This window comes from Musicola keenii, assembly GCF_014855505.1.
Classification (GTDB): domain Bacteria; phylum Pseudomonadota; class Gammaproteobacteria; order Enterobacterales; family Enterobacteriaceae; genus Musicola; species Musicola paradisiaca.
On sequence record NZ_JAAWVW010000012.1, the window covers coordinates 125,263 to 131,774 of the forward strand.

General features: G+C 52.3%; 3 protein-coding genes. All 3 read right to left on the bottom strand.

The genetic code is table 11. From position 1 onward, the window contains the following. Positions 1-66 precede the first annotated feature (66 nt). The 3 genes from HEP82_RS13765 to HEP82_RS13775 all read right to left on the bottom strand — a co-directional run bounded on the left by HEP82_RS13765 (position 67) and on the right by HEP82_RS13775 (position 6,275). Complete coding sequence (locus HEP82_RS13765) at positions 67-1,722, bottom strand: methyl-accepting chemotaxis protein (RefSeq protein WP_192458598.1); 1,656 nt, start codon at positions 1,720-1,722, stop codon at positions 67-69. Between the two features lie 737 nt (positions 1,723-2,459). Next, the gene (locus tag HEP82_RS13770; RefSeq protein ID WP_192458599.1) at positions 2,460-4,091 is read right to left on the bottom strand and encodes a methyl-accepting chemotaxis protein; all 1,632 of its coding nucleotides are present in this window, start codon (positions 4,089-4,091) and stop codon (positions 2,460-2,462) included. Positions 4,092-4,592: 501 nt separating this feature from the next. Continuing rightward, on the bottom strand, positions 4,593-6,275 hold the full coding sequence (locus HEP82_RS13775; RefSeq protein ID WP_192458600.1) for a methyl-accepting chemotaxis protein: 1,683 nt from the start codon (positions 6,273-6,275) through the stop codon (positions 4,593-4,595). Positions 6,276-6,512 lie beyond the last annotated feature (237 nt).

The window sequence follows — 6,512 nt, forward strand, 5'->3', positions numbered from 1 at the left end:
ATTAATTATTTAACCCTGGCTTATTCGGCTTCCTAGCGCATGGCTGTGGTGAGCCTGCGCTTGCAATTAAAATCTCTCCCACCCTTCATTGCCACTTCCAGCAAGAGCCGGGTGCAAACTGCGGGATGTCGCCAGTGTGCTCTGGGCGGTGTTGCTATGTTGGGGAACGTCAATCACGAACATATGCATCAACTCCACCAGATTGCTCGCCTGCGCGCTCAAGCTCCCTGCGGCGTTGGCGGATTGCTCGACCAGCGTGGCATTCTGCTGAGTGACAGTATCCAATTGGCTGATGGCCTGATGAATTTGGCTGATACCGGACTCTTGTTCTTGTGTCGTCAGGCCGATTTCAGTGATCAAATCGGCGACATGGCGTGCCTGCGTCACTATCTCTCCCATCGTAATACCTGCGTGATCAACCAGTTGTGAACCGCTTTTCACCTTCTCCATACTTGCTGTGATCAGCTCTTTAATTTCTTTGGCTGCTGAGGCTGAACGTTGCGCCAGCGAACGCACTTCGCCGGCCACGACGGCGAAACCGCGGCCTTGTTCGCCGGCGCGGGCGGCCTCTACTGCCGCATTCAGCGCCAGAATATTGGTCTGGAACGCGATGCCGTCAATGACGCTGATGATGTCGCCGATTTTGCTGGAACTGGCGGCAATATCATTCATGGTGAGGATGACATGACTCACTACCTCGCTGCCTCTGGCGGCCGTATCGCTGGCGGATGTGGTGAATTGCACCGCCTGACGCACGATATCGCCGTTTTGGCGAATGGCTTGACTGATCTGTTCCATGGATGCGGCGGTTTGCTGCAAGCTGGCGGCCTGCTCTTCGGTACGTTGGCTGAGGTCGGTACTGCCGATAGCGATCTGCTGTGAGCCGGCGGCGATGGATTCGCTGCTTTTGCGCACCTGGCTGACGATATGGCTGAGGCTGTCGCACATGGCGCGCATCATGGCCAATAAACTATGGCGATCATTGGCTTTCAGTTTGACATTGACGGACAGATTGCCTTGCGCCACCAGCTGGGCGATGTGAGAGGCATAAACCGGTTCTCCGCCCAGTAACCTGGTGATGAGGCGGGTGATCATCCAGGCAACCACGCTGCCGGCGAGGGCAATCAATATTGCCAATGACAACATCAGCAGGCCGGCATTGTTGGCTTGTGATTCTGAGTTGTCAGCCGTGGCGTTGGTCACGCTTTTCTGATAGTTCAACAAGCTATCTATCACCTTGAACAACGTATCCTGCGTATTGCGTACTTCGCCGAGAATCAGGTTTTTCGCATTGTCCGGCTGATTTGATAACCCGAATTCGATGGTTTTTCTGATCGCTTCCAGATAAGCCGGGCGCTTTTGTTCCAGCTGATCGAGCAACGAGTTCTGTTCCGCTGTTGTCGAGGTTTTTCGCAGTAAAACGAGCAGGTCGCTGTTTCTGGGAATAATCGTATCAATCCGCTGTTTTTCAATAAGCATTTGTTGTTGATCGGTAAGTAATGCAATATTTCTTATCACCCTGGCGGTAATATTCATATTGTCTTTATATTCTTGTATCAACTGTAACTCTGTGAGACGTTCTTTTGACAGCGTTTGAATATGGGTACTGAGCTGCTTTAACTGTATTTGCCCATAAATCGCGACCAGAAAACCAATAGCGATGACCATGGCGAACCCTGTACCTAACATGAAGCTTAATTTCATTTCTTTAAAAAAACGCATAGCATCACCTTTTTATGTAAGATTTATGTTGGTTATTATTCAAATGCAGGTGTGGTGATTTTATTACCCGGTGTCTTCCTGGTATTTGAATTATTTTGGGTATATATACCCGTCATCCTTCAAGTTGCCGGCGCATTGGCTTTATGACTCGGCACATTCCTGAGCATCGCCCCGCTGGGCGCAAGCCGCTGCGTTCAAATCTACGTGCATCAGAATTGTCGCTCATGCGAATCACTTACCGGAGTAAGCTCATCGGGATTCACTTTCCTGTTTCTCGAGTTATTCTGGGTATAAATATTGGTATGATTCAGGCAATAATAATTCCGCTGATGAAAAACATCAGAGATAAATTGTCTGTAGAGATTAACCTAACCGTTAATTTTTAATTTATTAAATGTGTTGAAAAATATAGTCGATATATAAAGCATTATATGCTGGTATATTTATTTCCAGAATTTACCATTCTTCCTGAATTAATTTCAGTATGGATTCTTTTAAATCGTTTGTCGATAACCTGTGACAAAATTTTTTCATATTTGTTAATGCCGTCGCATTGAAAAAAATAGCATTATTTTCCGAATGTAATTTACAAAATAACTATGATCTTTAATGCCATGGGGTTTGTGTTGATATTAAAAAAGGCGAACCTTTTTGAGGTTCGCCGATGATGATGTCCCAACCACCGATTTTTTAGCCGGCTCGCGTTCGCGTCAGCATGTTTCCCCGGCGAGCCAGACTTAACTGATCGGCATGAGTTTTAACTGAGGCGTTGTGGTGGGGGGGATGATATGTGGCGTGGCAGCGACTTCGCCGCCGCGAACCGCAAATATCCGCATCAATTCCACCAGATGGCCTGCTTGTGCGCTCAGGCTGCCAGCCGCGTCGGCGGATTGTTCAACCAACGCGGCGTTTTGCTGGGTGACGGCATCCAATTGGCTGATGGCCTGATGGATTTGGCCGATACCGGCCTCTTGCTCCTGCGTCGTTAAACCGATTTCATTGATTAGACTGGCGACATGGCGCGCCTGGGTGACAATTTCATCCATCGTAGCGCCCGCGTTACCGACCAACAACGAGCCGCTTTCCACCTTATTCATGCTTTCGGTAATCAGTTCCTTGATTTCACGGGCCGCAGATGCGGAACGCTGGGCCAGTGAACGCACTTCACCGGCTACGACGGCGAAACCGCGGCCCTGCTCGCCGGCGCGGGCGGCTTCCACCGCGGCGTTCAGCGCCAGGATATTGGTTTGAAATGCGATGCCGTCAATCACGCTGATGATATCGCCGATTTTGCGGGAACTGGTGGTGATGTCTTCCATGGTGCTGATGACACTGCCGACGACATCGCTGCCTTTGGCGGCGGTATCGCTGGCGGAGGTGGCGAGTTGTACCGCCTGACGCACTGTATCGCCATTTTGGCGAATGGTCTGGCTGATTTGTTCCATGGATGCGGCGGTTTGTTGCAAGCTGGATGCTTGCTCTTCCGTGCGTTGGTTGAGATCGGCATTGCCGGACGCGATCTGTTGCGCACCGGTAGCGATGGATTCACTGCTCTGGCGCACCTGGCCGACGATATGGCTCAGGCTGTCACGCATATTGCTCATGGCGGCAAGCACGCTGCGTTCGTCGCCGCTATTCAACGCGACGTCCACCGCCAGATTGCCTTGCGCCACCTCATGGGCGATAGCCGTGGCGTATTGCGGTTCGCCGCCCAACTGGCGTTTGAGGTAGCGGCTAAGCGCCCAGGCAGTGATGATGCCGATCAGCGTGCCGAACAGCGCCAGGCCCAGCATCAACAACCCGGATTTGTTCGCCAACTGCTGCGCTTTGCTGGTGAGATCGAGCGTCAGCGATGACTGGTAATCCGTCATGTCGTTCAACGTATTGAAAATGCCTTCCTGCGCTTTTTGCAGATCAGCGACGATAATATTGCGCGCCTGAACCGGACGCCCTGCCATCCCGGCGTCAATGGCATTCTGCATGGCTTCGACGTAGGAAGGGCGGAAGGTATCCATCTGCTGGAGCCGTTTTTTCATTTCCGGGTCGGTGGCGTTTTGGCTGATTTGCGCCAACAACCTGTCGCTGCTGGCGTTGATGTCGTCAAGCCGCTGGCGTACCTGCTCTTTCTGTCCTTTGTCGTTCAACAGCGCGATGTCCCGGACACCGCGCGCGGCATCGTTGACGTTGTCTTTCATTTTTTCCAGTTGCAGCAGCATCACCATATGCGACTTCGATAACGTCTGCATATCTTCGCTAAGGCTTTTCAATTGATACTGTCCGAATAATGCAATCAGTAGCCCGATGATGACCACCCAGGCAAAACCAGAATTCAGTCTGGTTGCGAGTTTTATCTTGCTGAAGTAGTTCATAGGTTCCCTTTTCCCCGGTAGAGATGATTATTCAAGCGCCCTGTCGCGGTGACGAACAGGACGTGTCCCGTAATGACGAGTGATGGCATCCACATGCCATTGCGGGAAGCGCCTGTGCGCTGGTTTTCGTGCGTGAGTGACACACTCGCCCTCTTTCCGATCTCGGATCATGCTGGCAGCGCTTATTACTCCGGCGAACCGGGTTGAGCGTGCACAGCGCTATCGATCAACAGCTGAATTGTTGTGGGTATAAAAGGTAAGCGCCCTGGGGGTTTTGGTTATTGAAGCGCATATCATCGATATCTCTTGCGGATATCGGGGAAATTAACCCACATTTTTGCTGGGCGTTTACAATGACAAACTACCAAAACGAAATATTTTTAATAATAGGTATTCGCTATGTCAGCGCGGGCGATAAGGCGTGGGGCAAGAGCTTACAAAGACGTGTACGGTCAGCGCACAGGCCGCCCCCCGTTGGAGGCGGCTGAAGGCAGGGGATTCTCAGAACGTTTCCCAGTCACCATGCCCGGAGGCGGTAGCGGGTTTGCGTAATGCGATTTTTTGCGGCGTCGGTTTTTCCGCCTTGCGCGGAGAGGCTGACGGCTGAGTCTGGCGGGAAGGGGAGGCATGTTGAATGGTAAAGACGCTCATCAGTTCCACCAGTTTTGCCGCCTGATCGTTCAGGCTGTCGGCGGCGCTGGCGGATTCTTCAACCAGTGCGGCATTCTGCTGGGTGACGCCGTCCAACTGGGTGATGGCCTGATTAATTTGCGAAATGCCGGATTCCTGTTCCCGGGTGGTCATGCCGATTTCATTGATGAGATTAGCGACGTGCTGGGCCTGAGTGACGATGTCGCTCATGGTTTCGCCGGCGTGCCCCACCAGTTGCGAGCCGCTTTCCACTTTTTCCATGCTGGTAGTAATGAGCTCTTTGATCTCACGGGCGGCCGACGCCGAGCGCTGCGCCAGCGAGCGCACTTCTCCGGCCACCACGGCAAAGCCGCGCCCCTGTTCGCCGGCGCGGGCGGCTTCCACCGCGGCGTTCAGCGCCAGGATGTTGGTCTGGAATGCGATGCCGTCAATCACCGTGATGATATCGCCTATCTTGCGGGAACTGGCGGTAATGTCGGCCATGGTAGTGATGACGTTGCTGACGACGTCGTTGCCTTTGGCGGCGGTTTGGCTGGCGGTGCTGGCAAGCTGGGCGGCTTCCCGCACGGTGTCGCCGTTTTGGCGGATGGTCTGGCTGATTTGCTCCATCGACGCGGCGGTTTCCTGGACGCTGGCGGCCTGCTCTTCGGTGCGGCGGCTCAGGTCGTTGCTGCCGATGGCGATTTCGCTGGAACCGGTAGAAATGGAGGCGCTGCTGTCGTGGACCTGTTGCACGATATTGCTCAACCCGGCGCGCATATCGTTCATGGCGGCCAGCAGGCTGGCGTCGTCGCCCGGTTTCAGTTCAACCGTGATGGCCAGGTTGCCTGCGGCGATCTGGCGGGCAATATCCGAAGCGTAGGCCGGTTCGCCGCCGAGCAGCCCCTTGATTCTGCGGGTAATCAGCCAGGCGATGCCAGCGCCGAGTACGGTAGAGACGCAGGACAACACCAGCATCAGCAAACCGGCGGCTTGGGCAGCGTGGACGGCTTCGTCTGCGGCACGTCGGGTATCGCCTTTTTGATAGCTCACCATCTCGTTGATCGCTTTAAAGTAATTGGCCTGCGCCGGCTGTACTTCATTCATGATGACGCTTTTGGCATCGTCATATTTTTTATCCAGACTGAGCGCGATGGCTTTTTGCGTGGCTGCGAGGCTAATCGGCCGTACCTGATTGATGGCGTCAAACAGGGTTTTCTCTTTGCCGGAAGCGGACAATTCCGCGACACGCTTGAGGATTTCGCTATTCCTGGCGATGGTGGTGTTGATGCTTTGTTGTTCCTGCGCGACATGTTCCGGCGTGGTAAACAGCGTCAGGTTGCGCGCGGAGATGGCGATACTGTTCAGGTTATCTTTCAGTTCCTGAATCAGCAGTAAACCTTCCAATTGGTCGGAAGCCAGACGATTCACGTTATTGCTCTGTTGCCGCAGTTGAAATTGCCCGTAGGCGGAAACGAAGAAACTGATCATCAGTACCACGGCAAAACCGGCGCCGAGCATGGTAGCAAGTTTCATGTTTTTGAAGATACTCATGGTCTATCCCCCTGTTGATGATTTTTAATCGCGGCAAACCGATAAGCATGAGGTGAAAAATAATCAGCGCATGGGGTTATTTGCGATCTCGGGGATTAATTTAATCGATGAATCTTTGTTATATCTTAAGACATAAAATAATCATTAATTATTTTATGTCTTTGTTTTTTAAATATTTAATTGATTTATTTATAATGGTAATCCGCGTTATTTTATATTGAGTGATGATTTTAACCC

Excerpts from the sequence above, each read along its gene's own strand:
- HEP82_RS13765 (WP_192458598.1), bottom strand. The coding sequence starts at position 1,722 with ATGCGTTTTTTTAAAGAAATGAAATTAAGCTTCATGTTAGGTACAGGG.
- HEP82_RS13770 (WP_192458599.1), bottom strand. The coding sequence starts at position 4,091 with ATGAACTACTTCAGCAAGATAAAACTCGCAACCAGACTGAATTCTGGT.
- HEP82_RS13775 (WP_192458600.1), bottom strand. The coding sequence starts at position 6,275 with ATGAGTATCTTCAAAAACATGAAACTTGCTACCATGCTCGGCGCCGGT.